Annotated in this window: 19 protein-coding genes; 6 read left to right on the top strand and 13 right to left on the bottom strand. The window is 59.2% G+C overall.

What is annotated here, in order from left to right:
* Positions 1-35 precede the first annotated feature (35 nt).
* Genes Mame_RS08620 through Mame_RS08605 form a run of 4 tightly spaced genes read right to left on the bottom strand, consistent with a single transcriptional unit; the run spans position 36 to position 3,486 of the window.
* Positions 36-494: a tripartite tricarboxylate transporter TctB family protein gene (locus Mame_RS08620; RefSeq protein WP_018066136.1), complete on the bottom strand. Its 459-nt coding sequence runs from the start codon at positions 492-494 to the stop codon at positions 36-38.
* Positions 487-1,992, bottom strand: a complete 1,506-nt coding sequence (locus Mame_RS08615) for a tripartite tricarboxylate transporter permease (protein ID WP_018066137.1) — start codon at positions 1,990-1,992, stop codon at positions 487-489. The genes Mame_RS08620 and Mame_RS08615 overlap by 8 nt, the downstream gene beginning before the upstream one ends.
* Positions 1,993-2,023: 31 nt before the next feature.
* Entirely contained in the window at positions 2,024-2,323 is a 300-nt protein-coding gene (locus Mame_RS08610) for a UxaA family hydrolase (RefSeq protein ID WP_018066138.1), read from the bottom strand.
* The gene (locus Mame_RS08605; RefSeq protein WP_155122059.1) at positions 2,320-3,486 is read right to left on the bottom strand and encodes a UxaA family hydrolase; all 1,167 of its coding nucleotides are present in this window, start codon (positions 3,484-3,486) and stop codon (positions 2,320-2,322) included. The genes Mame_RS08610 and Mame_RS08605 overlap by 4 nt, the downstream gene beginning before the upstream one ends.
* 621 nt (positions 3,487-4,107) lie before the next feature.
* Between Mame_RS08605 and Mame_RS08600 the strand changes: the two genes are divergently transcribed.
* Together Mame_RS08600 and Mame_RS08595 are read left to right on the top strand one after the other, a co-directional pair.
* On the top strand, positions 4,108-5,067 hold the full coding sequence (locus tag Mame_RS08600) for a LysR family transcriptional regulator (protein ID WP_018066140.1): 960 nt from the start codon (positions 4,108-4,110) through the stop codon (positions 5,065-5,067).
* 391 nt (positions 5,068-5,458) lie between these two features.
* Complete coding sequence (locus Mame_RS08595) at positions 5,459-7,000, top strand: acetolactate synthase large subunit (protein ID WP_018066141.1); 1,542 nt, start codon at positions 5,459-5,461, stop codon at positions 6,998-7,000.
* 330 nt (positions 7,001-7,330) lie between these two features.
* Here Mame_RS08595 and Mame_RS08590 read toward each other — a convergent pair whose 3' ends face one another.
* The 4 genes from Mame_RS08590 to Mame_RS08575 all read right to left on the bottom strand — a co-directional run bounded on the left by Mame_RS08590 (position 7,331) and on the right by Mame_RS08575 (position 10,678).
* Positions 7,331-7,729: a VOC family protein gene (locus Mame_RS08590; RefSeq protein ID WP_018066143.1), complete on the bottom strand. Its 399-nt coding sequence runs from the start codon at positions 7,727-7,729 to the stop codon at positions 7,331-7,333.
* Between the two features lie 17 nt (positions 7,730-7,746).
* Complete coding sequence (locus Mame_RS08585; RefSeq protein ID WP_269466905.1) at positions 7,747-8,478, bottom strand: FadR/GntR family transcriptional regulator; 732 nt, start codon at positions 8,476-8,478, stop codon at positions 7,747-7,749.
* Positions 8,479-8,567: 89 nt separating this feature from the next.
* Entirely contained in the window at positions 8,568-9,647 is a 1,080-nt protein-coding gene (locus Mame_RS08580) for a Gfo/Idh/MocA family protein (protein WP_018066145.1), read from the bottom strand.
* 20 nt (positions 9,648-9,667) lie between these two features.
* The gene (locus Mame_RS08575; RefSeq protein WP_018066146.1) at positions 9,668-10,678 is read right to left on the bottom strand and encodes a Gfo/Idh/MocA family protein; all 1,011 of its coding nucleotides are present in this window, start codon (positions 10,676-10,678) and stop codon (positions 9,668-9,670) included.
* Between the two features lie 289 nt (positions 10,679-10,967).
* On the opposite strand from Mame_RS08575, the gene Mame_RS08570 reads away from it, so the two are divergent.
* The 4 genes from Mame_RS08570 (at position 10,968) to Mame_RS08555 (ending at position 15,527) form a co-directional block, all read left to right on the top strand.
* Positions 10,968-12,251, top strand: coding sequence for an ABC transporter substrate-binding protein (locus tag Mame_RS08570; RefSeq protein ID WP_018066147.1), 1,284 nt, complete (start codon positions 10,968-10,970; stop codon positions 12,249-12,251).
* 93 nt (positions 12,252-12,344) lie between these two features.
* Positions 12,345-13,331 carry a carbohydrate ABC transporter permease gene (locus Mame_RS08565; protein WP_018066148.1) on the top strand — a complete coding sequence of 329 codons (987 nt, stop codon included), beginning with the start codon at positions 12,345-12,347 and terminating at the stop codon, positions 13,329-13,331.
* Entirely contained in the window at positions 13,324-14,427 is a 1,104-nt protein-coding gene (locus Mame_RS08560; protein ID WP_018066149.1) for a carbohydrate ABC transporter permease, read from the top strand. The genes Mame_RS08565 and Mame_RS08560 overlap by 8 nt, the downstream gene beginning before the upstream one ends.
* An 11-nt stretch (positions 14,428-14,438) precedes the next feature.
* Positions 14,439-15,527: an ABC transporter ATP-binding protein gene (locus tag Mame_RS08555; RefSeq protein WP_018066150.1), complete on the top strand. Its 1,089-nt coding sequence runs from the start codon at positions 14,439-14,441 to the stop codon at positions 15,525-15,527.
* Between the two features lie 78 nt (positions 15,528-15,605).
* On the opposite strand, the gene Mame_RS08550 is transcribed toward Mame_RS08555, so the two are convergent.
* From Mame_RS08550 to Mame_RS08530, 5 genes are all read right to left on the bottom strand, one after another.
* Positions 15,606-16,808 carry a hypothetical protein gene (locus tag Mame_RS08550; protein WP_018066151.1) on the bottom strand — a complete coding sequence of 401 codons (1,203 nt, stop codon included), beginning with the start codon at positions 16,806-16,808 and terminating at the stop codon, positions 15,606-15,608.
* Positions 16,805-17,992 (bottom strand): polysaccharide pyruvyl transferase family protein, encoded by a 1,188-nt coding sequence (locus Mame_RS08545; protein ID WP_018066152.1) that lies wholly within the window; start codon positions 17,990-17,992, stop codon positions 16,805-16,807. Before Mame_RS08545 ends, Mame_RS08550 begins: the two co-directional genes overlap by 4 nt.
* Positions 17,989-19,419: a hypothetical protein gene (locus Mame_RS08540; RefSeq protein ID WP_018066153.1), complete on the bottom strand. Its 1,431-nt coding sequence runs from the start codon at positions 19,417-19,419 to the stop codon at positions 17,989-17,991. Before Mame_RS08540 ends, Mame_RS08545 begins: the two co-directional genes overlap by 4 nt.
* 48 nt (positions 19,420-19,467) lie before the next feature.
* Positions 19,468-20,277, bottom strand: a complete 810-nt coding sequence (locus tag Mame_RS08535) for a glycosyltransferase family 2 protein (RefSeq protein ID WP_018066154.1) — start codon at positions 20,275-20,277, stop codon at positions 19,468-19,470.
* Between the two features lie 110 nt (positions 20,278-20,387).
* Positions 20,388-21,476, bottom strand: a complete 1,089-nt coding sequence (locus Mame_RS08530) for a DUF1972 domain-containing protein (protein WP_018066155.1) — start codon at positions 21,474-21,476, stop codon at positions 20,388-20,390.
* Positions 21,477-21,543: the final 67 nt, after the last annotated feature.

Below are 21,543 nucleotides of genomic sequence, written 5' to 3'. Positions count from 1 at the left end.
TCCAGTTCGTCGCACCGGTCGCACGCCTCTTTCCGCTAGGTGAAGAGGAACCATGGCTCGGCGAGCGGAAGGCGAAGCACGCGATCCACAACAACCAGCAGAAAGACAAGCGTCCCTGCGGACGCGATCAACGCCGTCGTCCATCGCTCGCCATGCGCCAGCATGTAGCTGAGCACAAACACAGGTGTGGCAACTGGAAAGCCAAAGACGATGGCCCCGGCGAAGAACGCGCCGATCCAGGCCGCGTAGCGCAATGTGAGCCCGAGCGGCAGCTTTTCCCCCTCCATCATCGGAGAAGAGCCGGCGGATTGGGGCAGAAGCGTATGCGCTATGCCGCAAGCAAGCATGATCACGCAGTTGAAGATCGGGAAGCTTGCGGCCATCGTCTCCCAGTTCAGCGCACTGACCAGCGCCACCGCGGCAAGCACCGACAGCGCAATGCCGAACCACCATGAGACGTCTCGAAGCCTGCTATACTCTTGCGGTTCACGCATCGGCGCCGCCTCCCCGGATTTCAGCGCGTCCCCGCGCCCTGCGAACCAGCATCGTCAGCAGGAAGACCAGCATCACGACGAGGGTGGCGAGAACGATCGGCCGCTGCCAGAGCCATGACGCGCCATAGACCTGAACGGAAATGAAGAAATTCGGCTCGGCAATCTCGCCAAGCACCATGCCGATCAGCAACGGCACGCGCGGCCAGTCATAGGCCTTCATGAAAAGCCCGAGAGCGCCGAACACGGCAAAGGCCACGAGATCGCCGAAGGAGTTGCTCGCAAACGTCGCCCCGATCGCCATGAAGGCGATGATCAGCGGCGCGATGATCGACGCCCGCACCTGGCAGAGCTTCACGATATAGCGCTGCAGAACGAGGCAGATGATCGCAACCACGATATTGGCGAGGGTCACCGTCCACAGCATCTGGAAGGTCAGCGGGAGCTGCTCGTTGAGCATCGCGCTGCCCGGCCGCAGGCCGACGATGAGAAACACCCCCAGCATCACCGCCATCGAGGCGTTGCCGGGAATGCCGAGCGCGACGGTCGGGATGATTGCGCCCGGCTTCTGGGCCGTCGTCGCCGCTTCCGCCGACAGCACCCCGCGAATGTCGCCCTTGCCGAACTGCGACTTGTCGCGCGCGGTCTGCACCGCATGGGAATAACCGAGCCACTCGGCCGCTGATCCGCCAAGCCCAGGGATGACGCCGCAGACGCCGCCGATGATCGAGCATCGCACAACCAGCCAGCCATGCCGTATCGTGTCCCTCAGCCCAGCGGCGGCTCCCCCGACTGCGGAGAAGGAATGGGCGATCGGCGAGCGGCGGATCATCAGTTCCATCACCTCAGGCACCGCGAACAGGCCGAGCGCCACCGGTACGATCGGCAGCCCGTCCTCAAGGTAATAGGTGCCGAGCGTATAGCGGTGATCGCCCGTGGAACCGGCAATACCGATACACGAGATCAGCAGGCCCACCGAGGCGACCATGAGGCCGCGCGGCAGATTGGGGCCGACGAGCGATGCCGCCATCACAAGGCCCATCATCGCCAGCATGAAGAATTCCGGAGATCCGAAGGAATTGATGATCGGGCGGATGACCGGCAGCAGCACCAGGAAAATTGCTGAAAACACGATCGTGCCGACAATCGAAGCGAAGTAGGAGGCCGACAATGCGCGGCCGGCCTCGCCGCGCTTGGCCATCGGATAGCCGTCGAGATAAGTCGCCTGCGCCGCCGATGTGCCGGGAATTCCAAGCAGGACCGCCGGAATGGCATCCGTCTGGGTGGTGACGGCATACATGCCGAGCAGGAACGAGAACGCCACCTCGGGCGGTTGTCCAATTGCAAACGGCAGCAGCAGTCCCATGCCGGTCAGGCCGGAAAGCCCCGGAATAAGGCCGAAAAACATGCCCGCTATGATACCCACGAAGGTCCAGCTCAGGACCTTTATCGTGAATATCGTACTGAGGCCGAGAAACAGGGCCCCGAAAATATCCTCCATTACCGCTTCTCCTCCCACGCGGTGACGAAATTCAATTCACGCCATAGCGCGTACTTTTCAGGTTGCTGATGTGCAGATGGCTCCCCGCAGGCACATTTGCCGTGGTGATGCCGATCACCTCTCCTCCCTTGATCACAAGCGTCTTGTCGGCAAGCGGTTCGACTGTGAACTTGTGATAGCGTGGTATGACCTCCCTGATCTCCACGCGGCGCTCTCCATCCGGCGACGTGATCAGCGCCGTGTCTCCCGGCTCAAGCGGCATGAGCGCCAGAGCCACGTGGTCATCACTGTGGAGCATCAAGCCCGAATATTGCGTTGCGTCTTCCGTCATAGCGACTCTCCGCATCTGCTGATGGTCTCGGCCCCCTCGGACAGGATCTCCCCGTAGGTGAGCGTTCCCGAAGCGACATCGACCATGCGCGCCAGCAGCATTTGGGTCGCCTCGGCGAAACCGAGCACGCCCGTGAGAATGGCGCTGGCGTCGAAATCGATCTGCTCGATCAGGTTGGCGCAGGTGTCGGCATTGGCCGACAGTTTGATGGTCGGCGCCAGCAGGCTGACGAAATTGTTTCCCGGACCGGTGGTGAACAGGATCATGTGGGCGCCCGCCGCGACGAAGCCGGAGAGGGATTCCGGGCTGTAATAGGGCTGGTCCATCAGCCATACGCCGGCCTCCTTGGGCGCCTCGCCCTGCTGCAGCAGGCCCTGTATCGGCGCCGAACCCGATTTCCTGACGGCGCCGAGCGATTTTTCCTCAAGGGTTGAAAGGCCCATCGCTATGTTGACCGGCCCCGGATTCGTGCCGATCAGGTCAATTCCGGCCGCCTCGGCGCGGTCTATCCGCCGGTTGATCGCATCGCGCAGCGCCTGCATGATTTCCGGCGTTTTCGCACGCTTTTCCAAGAGGTGCTCGGCACCGAACCATTCCATCGTCTCACCGGCGATGACCCTGCCGCCGGCATCGGCGATAGCATCGGCGACATGACCAACGAGGGGATTTGACGCAATCCCCGATGTCGTGTCGGACCGTCCACACTCAACGCCTATGCACAGTTCCGACAGATCGGCCCGACTGCGGCGCGCGGCCGACAATTGCTGGAGAAGGCGGGCGCCGGATCTGACGGCGGCATCGGTCAAGCGCAGGCTGTCATGACCGAAGTCATCGAGGACCAGCATTTCAACCGGCCTTCCCGACGCGGCAATCCTGTCGCGAAACCGCTGGCCTTCCGGAAAATTGCAGCTGACCACAAGCACTGCGCCGACATTTGGATGCAGTGCGAATCCTTCCAGCATGCGCAACCTCAAGCTGGCGTCCTCGGCTATGATGCCGCCCGTATAGGCGGTCGTAATAACCTTGGCCTGTTTCAAAATGCTGCCGATCCGCTGTGCAATGGGTGCTGCCAGCCCCGATATCGAAAGGATCAGCAGGTCATTTCTCAGCCCGATCGAACCATCCGGTCTCCGATAGGCGTCAAATTGGAAATTGTCAGTCATCACAATCAACGATCCTCACTCCGAAAAATGTTCATTCCCATTCCTGCTTCGGCCGATGGCCCACCGGCCGGACCTCCCGAAAAAGCAACGACATTCTCGATCCGTCCTCGCGCTTGTCTGCGCCCCGGCAGGTTCTGCCGCCAGGTGGTGTATGAACGACGCCTCATTTCCCGTTTTGGTTGCGCAAAATCCCCCTTACCCCTCTCATTTGTTCGCAATGTTTCCGCCGGAAAGCTCTCCCGATACGCTGCCGCATTCCCTTTGGAGAGGCTCGTTCAGGCAGGTTGAGACAAAGGGCGAAGGCAAACGAGAAAACGCCGGGGTCAATTCTGCGCGACAGCATCGGCAATACGGTGGCCAGAAACCTCGGCGGCTACGACCAGCGCGAAAACGGACACCCGCATCTAACCGGCAATACCGGTCACCGGTCTTCTGTTTCTTCCTGCCGGTTCCACAACACCCGCTGCGAAGGCCGTCGGTGGCCTCCTGCCAACTTGCTCTGTGTCTGCCCTCCCTCCTCTATGCCGCCCTCCCCGGCGACAAACTGTGAAGGCCTAAAGATTGACATGATGGAGTGAAAGTGAATAGACGTATATTCCGCTCAAGTGATATGGTTTTGTTATGGACAGACGTCAGCTCAACATTGAGCGCCTTCGCCTTCGCCACCTGAAGCTTCTGGAAATGGTGGAAAGCCATGACTCGCTGCGGGCGATCGCGGAGGTGCTGAACACCAGTCAGCCCGCCCTGTCACAGTTGGTTCGCGACCTCGAGAACGCCTTTTCCGCTTCGCTCATCAACCGTTCGGCACGCGGCGTGAGCCTGACCGCTGCCGGTCAGCTCGCCCTGCAGCGCTGTCGTCAGGCGCTGGCCACCATCGATCATCTGGCCGAGGAACTTCAGATCGGCGAGATTCCGACCTTGCGGATTGGAACGAACCTCGTACTTTTGCATGATGAAGCCTTCCCAACGGCCTTCGCAAACATGTTCGCCGAAGGCGCAACGGTTCGCTACAAGATCAGCTCGGCGCGAGAGAGACTGATGGTTCAGGCCCTGACGGACGGCGAGATTGACTGCTATCTGGGCATTGTGAACTGGGACAGGATGCCGAGCCGCAGCGCAATCGATCTCAGCTACGAGTCGCTTGGCCGGACGCCGCTGACGATTATCTGCAGTCGGGAACACCCCTTGTTGAGTCGAGAGCCTCTCTTCGCCGAAGAATTGCTTGAATGGCAGTGGGCGTTGCAACCGGACGGCTCCTATCATCGCAACCTGCTGGAAAACGCCTTCCGCAACATCGACCTTCGGACGCCGAGCCCAGTGGTGGAAGTCTCTTCGGATCCCTTCGCACTGGTTCAACTCATTGCGCGGACCCAACTGCTGGCGTGTATTCCCGACACGACGATCGCGCGCGCCGGGTCCGACGGTCTTGTGAAGCGTTTGTCGGCCTGCGATCTCAACATCGAGGCCAGCAATATCCAGTTCGTCACGCTCACCCAAAACCGCAGTTTTGAGCCGCTTAACCAGCTATACAAGCACCTCAAAGCGTCATTTGCCCGCGACGGAAAAGACCCCTCGGCCTGACGCCGACAGAGGTGACCACGCCGCTGGAGCAGGCGCTCTTCCGTCGAACCGGCAGCCGCCAATCGATATCGAATAACCGTCGGGGCCGCCAGCTCGTGGGAAACAGGTTCCGCGTTGCGCCTTTTCCGCGCCGCAGTCGTATGCCGCTATCTCCGAAAAAAGGAACCGATTATGATATTCAATGCTTATCACTTGAGAGGAAATGCGCACCTTTACGTATCGCCTACCCGACGATACGGTGCACCGGCAACCGCCTGGCGAATGTGAGATGGCGTTGGCGCGCTGACAGGTCGCTGCTAGCAAAGAGACCGCCATTATGCTTCTGATTTTATATCAGTAACTGGTTTCATTCCAACGGATAGGAGGAAATTCGTTGTCCTTGCAAAATGAGATGAATGGAGCTGAGAGTCTCGTTCGCACGCTTTTGAAGTCGGGCGTCGATACCTGTTTTGCCAATCCGGGAACCAGCGAAATGCATTTCGTTGGCGCATTGGATCGTATTCCAGGCATGCATTGCGTCCTCGGTCTTCAGGAAAATGTCGTGACGGGCATGGCGGACGGCTATTACCGGATCGCCGGCAAGCCGGCCTGTACCCTGCTTCATTGCGGCCCGGGTCTGGCCAATGGAATGGCCAATCTGCACAATGCGCGCCGCGCGCGCGCCGGCATCGTCAACATTGTCGGCGACCAGGCGACCTATCACCGGCCGCTGGATGCTCCCCTGACCGCCGATACCGAGGGCATGGCGCGCACCGTTTCGCATTGGGTCCGCACCTGCTCGAATGCGGGGGATGTCGGGCGCGATGCCGCCGCCGCCGTGCAGGCGGCAAGCGCGCTCTCCGGCCAGATCGCGACGCTGATCCTTCCCGCGGATTCATCATGGAACACGGGCGGCGTGGTTGCGGAACCGCTTTCCGTGCCGCCGCCACCGCCGGTTGACCCGCATGCGGTCACGACGGCAGCCCGCATCCTGCATTCCCAAAAGAACGTCCTGATCCTGATTGCCGATCAGGCGACGCTTGCGCCTTCGCAGCACCTTGCCTGGCGTGTGGCCGAGGCGACCGGCGCCGACCTTATGGGCAGCTACACCAACGGACATTTGCAACGCGGGCGCGGGCGCATTCCCCTGCCCCGCGTTCCGTATGTCGTCGATGCCGCGGTGGCGGCGCTCGACAAATACGAGCATATCATTCTGGTGAACGCTGAACCGCCGGTTGGCTTCTTTGCCTATCCCAACCGGCCGTCGGCGTTGTATCGGCCGGATTCCCAGTTTCATGTCCTGTCCCGACCGGATCAGGATTCCGAAGCAGCGCTTCAGGCGCTTGTGGACGAGATCGGCGCGCCGGAAACCGCCATTCCGGACCCCGGCCCCCTGCCCGACGCCGGCACGGGCGCGCCGACGCCGGAGGGGCTGGCGCAAACCCTGGCCGCCCTGATGCCGGAGGGCGCCATCATATCGAACGAGAGCATCTCGTTTGGCGGATATCTTGAGCATTTCACCTATGCCGCCCCCGCGCATGACTGGCTCAATCTCGGCGGAGGGGCGATTGGCGATGGCCTTCCGGTTGCGACCGGCGCCGCGGTGGCATCCAGGGGCGAGCGGCGGGTGATCAGCCTGCAGGCGGATGGATCGGCAATGTATTCGCTGCAATCATTGTGGACGCAGGCGCGCGAACAACTGCCATGCACCACGATCCTGCTCAACAATCGCAGATACAATATCCTCATCGGGGAATACGCGAATGTCGGCGCCGAACCCGGGCCGACCGCAATGGGCATGCTGGACCTCTCCAGGCCAGATCTGGATTGGGTGAAAATGGCCAACGGCATGGGGGTCGAGGCCGCCCGCGCGACGACGCTGGAGCAATGCGCGGATTTGATGCGCCAAAGCTTCAATCAGGCCGGCCCGTTCCTGATCGACCTGATCATCTGACCAACGGCACCACAGGCAAAACCTGACGAGGCGAAACCTGTGGTCCGCCTCGCGAGGGACTTATACCAAGGACCGATGATTAGAACCCATATGACCGGAGCGCTTTTGAAAACCGGCTAGGCGAAAGCCGCAGTCGTAGCCATAGCTACGGCGAGGACTTTCAACGACGCAGGCTTTCAAAAGCGCCCGGCCCTGAAAGGGTGCGGCTGGAATGGCCCCCGAGGGCGTCAAAATCCTCGCGCGATGCACAAGCATCGCTCTGCGGTATTTTCCTACTCGGATGGCCATTGCAGCGCGCATCATATGGGTCCTAATCATCGGTCCTTGGTATTAGCGCTCGCCGAGCTCGATCAGGATTCCGTCAGGATCGCGGCAGAAGGCGACCTTGGTCATGATATCGCTGTTATAGGCTTTGCGCGGGGCCTCGACCAGTTCGACCCCGGCCTCTTCCAGTTTGCGGTAGAGCGCCTCGACATCATCGAAGCAGAAGGTGAGATGGCGCAGACCCGCGCGCCCGGCCGCCACGTCTTCGGCCAGAAGCGCGCCGGTCGCCGGCCCCGTCATCTCCAGCATCGCATTGCCGGCATCGAGGAAGCAGAATTCGAAACCGTGCTCGTCCTGTCCCTTTCGGCGCACGACCAGCTTCAGGCCAAGCAGGTCGACATAGAAGTTCAGGCTTTTGTCAATATTGCTGACAGTCATGCCAACATGTTCGAAACCCTTAAGCATTTATGATCTCCACCTCCTCATTCGTCCGCGCCATCGGAAGAAAACCGGCCCAGTTCGTCCGCGCGCAGCAGTTCATCCGTGACATTGTTGATATGGCGTATCATCGCATGGCGCGCGGCTTCCCCATTGCGCATTTTCAACGCGGCAACGATCGCGTAGTGGTCGCCGATCCAAAGCGCGCGCACCTTCGGGGCATGGATGTGCCGGTGAACCCGCTGCCACATGCGCGAGGCGTCGCGCTGGTCCCACAAGGCCTGGATCATCGAGAGAATGATGGCGTTGCCGGTCATGTTCGCGATCGTCAGATGAAACTCCCGGTCTCCCTTTTCATTCAGGAAAACCTCGTCGGTTTCCAGCTGCATCCGCTCGATGCATTCCTCCAGCTCCATGATGTCGTAGCGTGTGGCCCGCTCGGCGGCGAGCGCGGCCGCACTCGATTCAAGCGCCAACCGGGCTTCCAGCAATTCGAACGGTCCCGGACCGATATCGGTATTGATGGCGTCGAAGCTGAGCGGGTTGACATGGGCCGGCAGCACGACGATGCCAGCCCGGCCCCGCACCTCGACGATGCCACGCATCTCCAGCGCGATTACCGCCTCACGCACCACCGTACGGCTCACCTCCAGCTGCTCGGCAAGTTCGCGTTCGGATGGCAGGTGCCAGTCTTGCTTACCCTGGTTGTCTTCAATCATGCGGGCGATCCGCCGCGCCACGACCTGGTAGAGCCGCTTGGCCGCGAGCAGGCGCACCTTTCGCCCCTCCCCCTTCATGCCTTGAGCGGCCGCAGTCGATCCATCGGTGTTCGGGTTGGGTGTGTTGGAACTGCGCACGCGCCCTGCTACTCCTTCCCCGCCTCCGGTAGCCATGACCGATAAAGCGGATGGTCCTCGGTAATCGGTAACCCTGTGGGCTTGCCGGTACGATCTGAATAATACGCAGCGGTGACCAATGCCAGCGAATTCCTGGCGTCTTCAAGCGTGACCGGCGGATCGCGATCCTCGACAAGCGCTTCATGAAACAGTTCGAACTGGCGGGTATACCCATCCTCCGTAACCGCGACCTCGGCGAGAGCGGTATCGACGCGCGCCTGGTGCGCTTCATCGCCGGCGACGAACCGCCAGGGGTCACGCCCCATCGTGTAGGGCTCATGGATACTCTCGACGGTGAGGTTCTCGAAACAGAAACGCAGTCGTGAAATTTCCTCGCGAGAGCCGAGCGTCATCGACAGGCTCGCCAGCGATCCGTTTTTCATTTTCACGGCCAGCGCCATGGTGTCTTCGACCTCGATCCTGTTGACCAGGGTTGCACCGTAGGCGAAAATCTCGGCACAGGGACCATGGACATAGTTGAGCATGTCGTGGGCGTGAATGGCGTGGCCGAGAAGGCCGCCGCCCAGTTCCGTTGCCCATTTGCCCCGCCATTCGACAGCGAAATAGGGCGGCGGCCGCCACCAGTGGGTCTCGATCGTGGTCATGAACGGTCGGCCGGTCAGGCCCTTGGCGATCAGGTGTTTCAGCTTCTGCAGGCCGGTGCCATAGCGGTATTGAAAGATCGGCATGATCTTTCTGTCGGATGCGGCGGCGATTTTTTCCATGGCGTCGACATCGGCGAGCGAGCCGAACAGCGGCTTTTCGCAAATGACGTGCTTGCCCGATTCCAGCGCCTTGCGCGACAGTTCAAAATGGTTGTGCGGCGGTGTGCAGACATCGATGATGTCGATATCGTCGCGGGCGAATAGAGATTCGGTATCCTGCGTGTATTCGTGCACGCCGAATTCCTCGCAAAGAGCCCGGCCACGATCCTCGTCAAGCGAGCAGATCACCTTCACCTCGAAACGCTCGGCATTCCACTTGTAGCCCACCATGTGACGGGCGGCGATACCGGCGCCGATCACGGCGACGCGAAACTTCCTGGTCATGTCTTTTCCTCCCGCTCCGCTCAGCGCGCAGTGATGTTGTGGGCTTTTTCCTGGGCCTCGAGCGACAGCCGGCAGACCTCGAAGACATGGGCCTGGCTCATGGCGGTTTCCGTCCGCTCGCGCACATCGACGACGAACTGGTCGAAGTAATCGAGCTTGTCCCCGGAGCAATCGATGTATTCGGTGTGGGTCTGGTCGACGAGAAAGAGGTGATCCTTGCCTTCGCGGCCGCCGATATCGACATATTTTCGCAGCTCGATATAGCCCTCCGTTCCAAGGATTGTCAGCCGCCCGTCGCCCCATGTCGGCAGGCCGTCCGGGGTGAACCAGTCGACGCGGATATAGCCGGCGGCGCGATCGCTGCGCAGCAGAACCTCGCCGAAATCCTGAAATGCGGGATAGTCGCCGGTGGCGAAATTGCCGATGCTGGCGGCGGCGATATCGGCCGTCTCGGAGCCGGTGTAGAACAGAAACTGGTCGATCTGGTGCGAGGCGATGTCAACGATGATGCCGCCGAACCGATCGAGCTTGAAGAACCAGTCCGGCCGCTGGTCCGCCGACATGCGGTGCGGCCCCATGCCGATGGTCTGCACCACCTTGCCGATCGCCCCCGCCTTCACCAGTTTTCCGGCCCTCACCGCGGAGGGAACACACAGCCTCTCCGAAAAGCAGATCGAAAATATCCGCCCGGTTTTCTCGACCGTCTCGCGTATCGCAGCAAGTTGCGCCCGCGTGGTCATACCAGGCTTATCCACGATGACATCCTTGCCCGCTTCCATCGCGCGGATCGCCAGACCGGCACGGTCCGCGGGGATCGCCGCGATGCAGATGACATCGATACTGTCATCGTCAAGAAGCGCCTGCCGGTCGATGACAGGCACATCGGGATAGGCTCGCCGGAAGGCGTCAAGGAGCCCGGGAACCGAGGTTTTGTCGCAATATCCTGCGAATTCCGCCCCTGCGGCCAGCAATCCGTTGACGTGATCGAAAATATGTCCGTGGTCGATGCCCACGACGCCAAACCTCAACATCTACCCCAATCCTCCATGGTGTCGACAAGCCTCGCGGCACGGTCGAGTCCGGCTGCCTCACTCACCAGAACCCAACTTTGGACAGACCAGATAGAAATACCGCACATCTGTCAAGCGTGATTTTTGCGTGAATTAGACGAATTTTCGCTGTTTTTGGGGGATAATCGCCGAAAAAATTGCGGTGTTGACATTTTGGTCAGGCCAATAAATAGTTTCCTGGTCGGACCAACGTTTTCGACGGGACAAGATGTCTAGCGGAGGGCTGGCATCGTCCAATGGGAGGAGCAAAATGAAACTTTCCGCTTTCGCTTACCCGGCGGCCGCCGGCGCTTTTTTTGCATGCGCCGTTGCCGCTTCCGCACAGAATGGCGCAGCCACGATCCTTTGCGACGACACCGGCTTTGGCTGCATCACCATGCAGCCCGTGGCCGATCGCTACAATGAAGAGCACCCCGATCTGCCGGTCAAACTGGAATCCGTGAGCTATCAGACGATCGTGGAGAGCCTGCCGGTCCAGCTCGAATCCGGCGAAGGGCCGGACGGCGCGATCATTACCGATCTCGGGGGCTTGAGCCGTTTCTACCTTGATCTCACCGAATATGTCGATGCGGCACAGTTCGAGAAAGATTACGGTCAGACCCTGTCCTGGCTGCGTGGCAGCGACCCCGATGGCAATGCGATTTTCGGCATGCCGACCTCGCTGACAATCAATGGCGCCTATGTCAACAAGACCCTGTTCGAGCAGGCCGGCGTGCCGCTGCCGGAGGAAGGCGCGACCTGGGATGATTGGGCGGCGGCGACACAGAAGGTGGCCGAAGCCACCGATACCGACTTTCCGATGGAAATGGACAGATCCGGCCACCGCTTCGCCAGCTTCGCCATCAGCCAGGGCGCCGAGCTGGTCGACGATCAGGGCCGACCGGTCGTTGATGACGGCCTTCGCAACGCCATCGAGAAATTCAAGAACTGGCATGAGACCGGCGTGATGCCCATGGACCTCTGGGGCGCGGTCGGCGGGGCGACCCATCGCGAATTGTTTGCCGATTTCCTCAATGCCAATGTCGTCTTTTATTTCGGCGGCTCCTGGAATCTCGGCAAGATGGATGCCGAAGTCGGCGACCTGTTCGACTGGGAGGTCGCACCCGCGCCTTGCGGCCCGTCCTCCTGCACGGTGATGCCGGGCGGCGGCGCGCTGGTGGCGTTCAAACACACCGAACACCCGGAAGCCATGGGCGCCTTCATCAACTATCTGTCGCAGCCCGAAAACCTCACCGAGGTGATCGCCGCCTCGGTCGAGATCCCGGCTTCCCGCTCGGTTGGCGATGCCGGCGTCGAATATCCGGGCGCTTCGGAGCGCACCCAGGAAGCGCTCGCGACCTTCAGCGCCCAGGTGCCGAAGATGGCCGACGCCGCCTTCCGTTTCCAGGGCTGGCGCTACCAGCGCGCGATGATGAACTCGCTCACGACACGCATCAGCCAGGTGCTCAATGACGAATTGACGGTCGACGAGGCGCTCGCGCGGATCGAGGCGGATGTCAATCTGGCGATCGATGCCGCCCAGGGCAACCAGTAAAGCGAGCCCGCCAGAAGACGGCCGCTGACATGGGGGCGCCCGATGAAGGGGCGCTCCCATCGAAGCCGGTGGGAGGAACGGATGACAACACGCATGCACCCCGGGCGGGTTCTGGCCAATGTGGCGACCTTGCCGGCGCGCCTGGTCGAACCGGTGATGACCGGCGTCCAAAAGACAATCGGCATCAAGCGGATGCCCTGGATTTTCCTGATCCCCAATCTGACGGCGGTGCTGCTGTTTGCGCTCCTTCCGGTTTTCATCAATATCTTTTATTCCGTCACCGGCAGCGACAGGCTCTATCCCACCGATCGGCCGTTCATCGGGATGGCCAATTACGAGACGCTGCTCGACTGCCGGAACTATCTCCAGCCATCGACCTGCTCGCGCGATCTGTTCTGGCGCGCACTCGGCAACAGCCTCGTTTTCGTGCCGACACAGGTGGTGTTGATGATCGGCATCTCGCTGCTGACCGCCATCTGCCTCAACCGCGAGATCAGGGGACGCGGCTTCTTCAGAGGCGTTTTCTTCTTCCCCGTCATGCTTTCGCCGGTGGTCGTCGCGCTCACCTGGCAGTGGATCCTGCAACGAAACGGCGCGCTCAACGGCCTCCTGGAGGCTGTCGGCCTCAGCGGCATTAATTGGCTGGTCCATTCCGACACGGCCTTTGCCTGGGCCGTTGCGGTCACGATCTGGGCGCATATGGGGTTTTACACCATCATTCTTCTCGCCGGCCTTCAGGCCATCCCGCGCGATGTCTATGAGGCCGCCAAGATGGATTCGGCCAGCCACTGGCGGGTGTTCCGGCGCATCACCCTGCCGCTTCTGCTGCCCGTGCTTCTTGTGGTCTTCGTCCTGTGCGTGATCCGCTCGGTGCAGACATTCGACGAACTCTATGTCCTGACCGGCGGCGGGCCCGGCTCGGCCACCATGCTGATGGTCCAGTATATCTACGAGGTCGGCTTTGCCGCCCAGCCACGCAATTTCGGCCTTGCCGCCGCCGCCTCGCTGCTGCTCGGCCTCGTGCTGCTGGTGTTCACGGCCCTGCAGCTGAAGCTTTCCAGGAGCGCCCGGAATGACTGACCTCGACGACATCCGCATCGCCCGAAACCCGCCGACGCCCAGCCTTCTCGGCCTGATCTTCGGCAAACGCGGCGGCAGAAAAGCCGACTGGACCGATTACGTCACCTATGGCTACCTCCTGCTCGGCCTGGTCATCATGTTCGCGCCCGTGCTGTGGCTGGTGATCTCCTCGTTCAAGACGCCCGCCAATCTGCAGGATTTCCCCCCGACCCTGCTGCCGGTTACGACGGAAACGGTCTCTGTCGAAGGTTTCGATGAACCACTGCCGCTCTACGACGTCAGGACCGAGGACGGCGAGACCATCCGACTCGCCCAGATTCGCCGCGTCGGGCTCAACGCCCAGATGATCGATCCCGCCAATCCGGGCGCGGGACGGATCGTCGTCAAGGTCGCCAATGCCGAACCGGTGCGCAAAATCCGTTTCACGATCAACAACTATGTCAATCTTCTGACCACGGCGGGCGCAGACATCTGGCGCTATGTCTACAATTCGCTGTTCATCACGGTGGTTGCCACGGCGATCACGCTGGTGATGAATTCGATGGCGGCGTTCGCGCTGTCGAAATACCGGTTTCGCGGCTCGACGGCCGCGCTGACGGCCATACTGGCGACGCTGATGATCCCGGCCACCGTGGTTCTGGTGCCCGTCTATCTGATCGTTGCCCAACTCGGCCTCGTCGGCAGTCTCTGGGGCGTGATCCTGCCGACCGTCGCAACGCCCACCGGCGTGTTTCTGCTGCGCCAGTATATGCTCACCATTCCCGACGAACTGCTGGAGGCGGCGCGCATGGACCATGCCAGCGAATGGCGAATTTTCTGGCGCATCGTCCTGCCGCTGTCCTCGCCGGCGCTGGCGGTGGTCGCGATCTTCTCGATCCTGTCGCGCTGGAATGATTTCCTGCTTCCGCTGATCGTGCTCAACAACCGGGAATCCTTCACCCTGCAGCTGGCCCTCGCCTCGTTCCAGACGGAATTCGAGATCCGCTACGACCTGCTTCTGGCGATGACGACGCTGACCGCCCTGCCGCTCGCCTTCGCCTTTATCTTCCTGCAGCGCTACATCACCAGCGGCATCGCCTCCACCGGCATCAAGTAGGCTCGACAACCATGGCAAAACTGACCCTCCAAAACCTCAATAAATGTTTCGGCTTCGTCGAAGTCATCCCCGATGTCAACCTGACGATCGATGACGGCGAATTCGTTGTCTTCGTCGGGCCGTCCGGCTGCGGCAAATCCACCTTGCTGCGCATGATCGCCGGGCTGGAGGATGTCACCGGCGGCGACATCCGGATTGACGGCGAAAGCGTCGCGCATGTCGCGGCGGCCGATCGCGGCGTTGCAATGGTGTTCCAGTCCTATGCGCTCTATCCCCACATGACGGTGCGGGAAAATCTGAGCTTCGGGCTGGAAAACATCCGTATGCCGAAGGATGAGATCAACCGCCGCGTCGCGATCGCCGCCGAAATGCTGCAGATTGATGCGCTGCTCGACCGCCGGCCCAAGCAGCTTTCTGGTGGCCAGCGCCAGCGCGTGGCGATCGGCCGTGCGATCACCCGCGATCCGAAGATATTCCTGTTCGACGAACCGCTTTCCAATCTCGACGCCGAATTGCGCGTCCACATGCGCCTCGAGATCACCAAACTGCATGAACGGCTCGGCAACACCATGATCTACGTGACCCACGACCAGATCGAGGCGATGACCATGGCCGACAAGATCGTGGTATTGAGACGCGGTGTGATCGAGCAGGTCGGCGCGCCGCTGGAACTCTACAACACGCCGCGCAACACCTTTGTCGCCGGCTTTATCGGTTCGCCCAGAATGAATTTCGTCGAAGGCACGCTCGGCGAGGCGGTCGACGGCGCGCTGGTTTTCAATGCGGAGCACCTGCCGCCGCTTAAACTCGCGGACCATGCCGCCGGGCATGCGGCCGGACAGAAGGTAACGCTCGGCATCCGGCCCGAACACCTCGTGACGGCCGAAGAGCACGCGCTGACATGGCCCGTCACCGTCTCAGTCTCCGAGCAGCACGGCGCCAACACCTATCTGCATTGCACGCTGCCGGATGGAACACCGGTTCTGATCCATGAGCCGGGACAGAGCGCGCTTTCGCGCGGCGACGTCGTCGATGTTCGCCCGAGAGAAAGCCACTGGCATCTCTTCGACGAAACCGGCCAGCGGATCGATCTGGAATAGGCAAGCCGCGCGGAAAAGCGAAGGAGGTTCAAACTTGACGGTTCGCGCGCTTCAAGCCGGTCGTCGTCAAAGACGGCATCATTTCCCATTGGAAAATAGTATGTTTCGCGCCATTGCCGCCCAGATAAAGGGGTAACACAAATTGCAAAGAAGCATCCAGAGCATCAGGGAAAACGGCTTTGTAATTGTGTTCGCCCATACACCCCCAAAAAAGATGACCGCAATGGCGAAGGATGCAAAGAGCTGAATATGATTGGCCTCGATCACGTTCGATACGATGTTCAGGCTAAACTTGAAGTTGGCCACGAACAGCCAGGCGGCGCAAAGCGCGATCAGCGGCCAGAAACCGGCGGGATTCTCATCCTGCAACAGAATGAAGGCCAGCGGGAGGGCGGCAAGTTGCAAAAGCGACATGAGTGAAGAGGAGGCTAGGCTCTTGAGGCCCAGATTGCGCAGGCGCCGCCTGAGGTGATCGAACGCCCCTTCATCGAAAGCTTTGGACAAGGCGGGGCGGTATTGACCGGCTAGCACCACGCTGGGCAGGAATTTCTCGGCCGACTCGGTTAGCTGGATCGCGTAGGCAAAAAGAACAGCGTTGGGATGGTTGCTACGCAAAACCAGGATCTTTACCGTGTTCAATGAAACGAGGTTGAGGAACAGCCGCGACAGGTAGTTCCAGCCCAGGAATCGGAAGACCGTGCGGCTTGCGGGGACGGTACTGGAAATTTCGATGGGGCGTTGCATGAAGACCACGACACTGTAGAGCGCGGCGCAGCCTGCTGAGAAGAGCTCCACTGTCAGCATAGCATCCAGCGAGAGCGCGCTCATCGGCAGAACGAAGATGAGGAAGCGCAATGCCGCTCGGATCAGATTTGAGATCGCAGAGGCCATGTAAAGCAGAACGCCGTTCAGCACCGACGATAACGTGGTGAACCAGAACGTAAAAAAGGCCAGCGCGAAAGCATAGCCCTCCACATTTAACAGGCCTGGATGCACAAAATTGGCGAGCGCAACGAAAGCGAAGAGAAGTCCGGTCCTCACCACCGAGATTGCGAGGATCGCGAGCATCAACTGCAACCGCGACCAGGCCACCAGAAGACGACGAGCATAACGTTCGACTCCTGTGTCGATCCCCAGGCCGACAATCAGAGCTCCGAGGACGATGTAACCGAGGATCAGGATATAGTCCCCCGCCAAGTCGTTAGGCAACTCCCGCACCACGAACGAGATGAGAAGGAAGTTTAACAGCGCCGCCAGCGACTTCAGAATATAGATTTTCATTCTTTGAAAACGCTTTCGCAGAGGCTGCGGAAGGTCGCCCGCAAGGCGGCGCCTTTTTCGCTGAGGGTCGCACGGATTTCGTCTTGGGCGCCGGCCACCTGCTGGAAGGTTTTTTCCAGATCATCCGTTGTGATGTCCCATGCATTGATGAGAAAGGCTTCGTGGCCGAACAGGAAACGGTTCAACCGAGGCGCCTTGGCGGAATAGGCAATCGATAGAACCGGGGTCGCGCTGGAAAAGCCTGCTATGGTGACATGAGTCCGCGAGGCAACGACAAAATCCGCCCCCGCAACCACCCCTTTGAACTGCGCCGCCGTAAGCTCCTCCGGCACGAAGTCCACATTTTCGTTGTCCAGAATATCTTGAAAGACGTTCCGGATCACCGCGGTATCAGAACTTGTCGCCGTGTTCACATGACTCACCAACACGATCCGGTAGCCTTCGCCTATGCGTTTCTTCACGAAGGTCTGCAGAGCCGGCTCAACAGCTTCGGCTGTCGTCTTGCGGTATATATAGGGACTTATATTGACAACGATCCGCTTTTGCCCGGGCTTTGGGACGTAAAGATCGTTGGCCTGAGGCTTGAGGTTGAAAGCCGGATCGGCCACAAGCACGGCCGGCACGCCGTTTGACACCAAATAGTCTCTGGATTCGATTTCTCGCACCGTAATCCGGTTCAACTTGCGAAACTTGTCAAGTACGCGGCGTTCCAGTTGCGGACATGAATCGAAGGGACCGACAGTTGCACACCAGATCTCCTGGTGTTTTCCCATACGGGCGATTCGCTCGATCTGTGCCGTATTGGATATCAACCCGGCGTAGGAATAGTCGTAGGAATAGGTATCGCCACCGATGTGCAGGACCCGGTCACTGCTAAGCAATTGCTCAAGTGTTTCCGCATCCCAGTGCATTTTCTCCGGAACCCATACCGAAGCCAGAGCCGGAAAGTAGCGCATCAGCCTGTTCCAGACGCGGATGGCAGGGGTGATTTCCGGAGCAGGTACGAAAGTGTAGTTGTTGAACCCGTATTTTGACATCGCTGCGCTGTCACGCGCGATGTCGGTGGAGGGTATGATGAAGGTGGTGTCGGGGCGGGCTTCAGTCAGCATTTCAAGCGTGGAGACAACCAGCGCCTCGCACCCGCGGTTGGCGAGCGTTTGCTGTCCAGCAAAAAAAATTTTCATTCGAGACCTGCCTCCATAGCCTGGACAATCATCGTATATGCGTCGCAAAGCGAAGACGGTTTAACCGTCGCTTCGAAATTGGATGCCAGCAACGCCTTGGATGATTTGACGCCGCTGTTAGGATAGGTGTAGCCGCTGATATCCGGCGTGATCGGGCCGTAGGTCGGTGAAATGCCAAGGATCGTGCGTGGTCGCCCCTGGGCCTGGCAGAAAACCTCATCCGGTTTGCGGATGCGGATGTCAGGCGAGCCCGCGGCATAAGGCGAAGCTATTGACCGCGGCTCATAGGGTTCGGCGACAAGGTCCAGCACGCGGAACTCCGGAGTCTCGTTCAGCGCCGCGCAGATTCTGTTCACCGTTTCCGTGTCGCTACGACGCACCTTGCCGCCGAAACGGTCGTCATTGAGATAAATGCCACAGAAATTGCCGGTGTCGAACACTGTGCCGAAGGCGAGCGAATCCGATGTTGGCGTGCGCAGGGGATGGCGCTTGTTCTGCAAGTTCAGGCTGGCCTTGACCCGGGATTTCATAGCCTTGGGCATGTGTCTTGCGATCAGGGTTCGAATTTTTTTCCGGGAGCCGTCCTGCACGAAGCTGAGGAAACCGAGGCGCTCAAGAATGAGGTCGACGTTGAAATCATACTTGTAGGGCGCGGTGCCATGGTCCGAGACCATGATGATCCGCTCGGGCGCCAGCCGCTCGACCATCGCCTTGAAGTCGGCGAAAACAGAGCGGAAATGCGCTTCCAGCGCAGCACGTACCTTCGGATCCGATTGTTCGGGAGTCAGCACGTCGAACAGGGCGAGATTCAGTATCTCAACAGTGAGCTTGTTCACGTAGAAACCGAAATCCGCATCCTTGGTTTCGCACAGCTTAATCAGAAAGGCAGATTGAGCCTCGTGAATGGCATTGAGCTCGGCGCAAAACCCTTCAAGACTGGGGTATTTTTTGTTGAGGCGGATATCCAATCGGTATTCGGAATTGATCAGGGGGCCGATATCGCCGGGATAGTAGAGGTCAGTATCGAGCCCGTCCTGCGGATAGCGGCCGCCTCCGATACCAGAAACGAAGGCCGCGCCCTTGGAGGGCGCGGGCGAGGTTGTAGGCATGTTGACAAATACCGATCTCACTCCCAGCCTTTCGGCAACGTCCCACAGATACTCAAACCGACCATCGGACTCGGCTCCTGGTGTCGTCAGGTTGTAATTTTTGTCGATCTTGTAAGAACCGTCAGCCACGGGCATCTGAAAATAGGCATTGGTGATTTGCGGTGGCTGGCCGCTATTAATCTTGGTCCATCCGCGGCCGAGCGTGTCGTCGGTAATATCATGAACCTTCAGTGTGGCGAGATACCCCGAGAATTCCGGCGATATCGCATTCAGAATGGCAAGGCTCATTCCGTCAAAACCATAAACAAGTGTCTTCATTTTTCCCCAACCAATTGACTATATTAAGTATTTCATCAAATCTACAAACTAACCGAAGCGCGCCTTAAAAAAGGACGTTACGCTATTCTTCCCGAGCGCTAGAGCGTTGCGAACATGTCGGCGTAAAAACTGCAGATGCTGTGGGAGATTCCAGGAGTGACGCGCGTGAAAACGGATTTCGTTCCCAAGTAATTCAGCATAGAGACGGGGCCGATTTGACGTCAGCCGCTGCTGGATCCGGCGACGCAACAGATAATGCGTTTTGCTGGTTGCGAAAATTTTCTCGCCGCGCTGCAGAATCTCAAGTAGAAAAATGAAGTCTTCGCCGCGACGAATATTCTCGGGATAGGTCACTCCAATCCTGCGAAGTTTTTCCAAATCCAACATCGGCTTTAGAAAACCGAGATCATGCCTGATCATATCCTCGGTCCGCAACTCATGCGAGGGCCCAGTGAGTGGAATACGGGATAGTTTGCTCCACATGATTTCACGCGTCTGGCTGTTGAAGGCCATGAGTTCATCGACAACGACACAGGCGTCAACCTGCCGTGCAATTTCGGTCATGACCTGCAGGCGTTGCGGCGGGATGATATCATCCGCGTCGATGACTGCACAGTAGCGGTGAGTGGCGGCGGCAAGTCCAATGTTGCGCGCCGCCGATGGCCCCGCATTTTCCGGCAAGGTGATGACACGCATCTGCGGAATGTCGAGCCTTTCCAGAACAACCTGTGTGCCATCGGTCGAGGCGTCATTGATCACAATGATCTCTGCGGCGCCGGCTGCAACGACACTTTCCAAGCATTCCGCAATATAAAACTCGTCATTGTAAGTTGCAACAATAACTGAAACGGCTTCCATTATGGTCTCTTTCAGTGTGGCTTTCGTCTGGCGCAATCCACCATATTAAATTCGGAAATATTCTATTTTTGTATATTATAATTATTTTTTATATATATAATTTTGATTTATCACCAATCCAGGCAATCGAAATAGCTCTTCGCAACAACGCTCCAAGTATATCTTGCTTCCGAAATCCGGCGCATCTCCGCCCCGACCTGTTTCATTGTTTCGGCATCGGTTCCCTCCAGAAGCTCCACCAAATCCGCCGCTGACTTGAAGAAAAGGGCCTTATCTTCCGTACTATGGCGATTAAAGGCACAATCGAAGGCGAACACCGGCACCCCAAACTGCATGGCCTCAATGAGCGATGGATTGGTGCCGCCGGCAGAATGGCCATGGATGTAAAAGCTGGCATTCTCCCGCAAGGTTCGTAGCTTTCCCACATCGTAAACCGGATCCAGAATGCGGATGCCCGATGCGTCGGCGTATCGCCGCTTTAGCTCCTGCCCGTAAGCGCTCCGATCCCAGTTACCAACGCAGACCAAAGGGATATCATTTCGATGTTCAAAGGCCTCCAGCATCATGTGGACGTTATTTTCCGGCTCAATCCGGCAAACATTGAAGGCATAACGGAGAGGCAACTCAACTTCGTTCAAGGGTATTGGATCAGGTCTGATAGCATGATCGCCGCCATAGGCAATCGTGCTGGGCGTCTTGCCATATTCGCGTTCCACATACTCCGAAATCGCTCCATTGTCCGATATGACGACGTGCGAGTGGCGCACCGCCAATGCCTCGCTGAGCTTGAGAAACCACCGCTGGAAACGACCCCATTTCTCGCGGCGCCATTCAAGACCGTCTATATTGGTCACGATACGCGTGCGAGTGAAAAAGCGAATGAGGGGCAAAGCAATTGCGCCTGAAACGCCCAGGAGAAGCAATGTATCGGCGCCGCCCCTTATCGCCGATAGAAGTGACCAGACATCATATGGAATGCTCTGCGCGCCATTCGCCTTCAATGGAATATAGACCAGCCTGGCGCCCCTGTAGGTGTCGAGACGACGTTCGTAGGCCAACTTGCTGCAGTAAACAGTTAGAGTGTGGGGAAGCGAAGAAAGCTCATTGTATTCCAGCAGGTTATCGACCAGCGTCTCGAAGCCGCCATAGCATGCCGGCACCCCAACAGTGCCAATGATAGCAATGCGATGTCCGCTCATGAGGCCGGCCTTTCGCCTTCCCGGAAAATCTGCGCCGCAAGGCGACGACAAATGTCAGCAGCCATAG

The sequence above is a fragment of the Martelella mediterranea DSM 17316 genome, from assembly GCF_002043005.1.
Lineage (GTDB): Bacteria > Pseudomonadota > Alphaproteobacteria > Rhizobiales > Rhizobiaceae > Martelella > Martelella mediterranea.
Note: the sequence above shows the minus strand (reverse complement) of the source record. Positions and strands in the feature narration are given on the sequence as shown.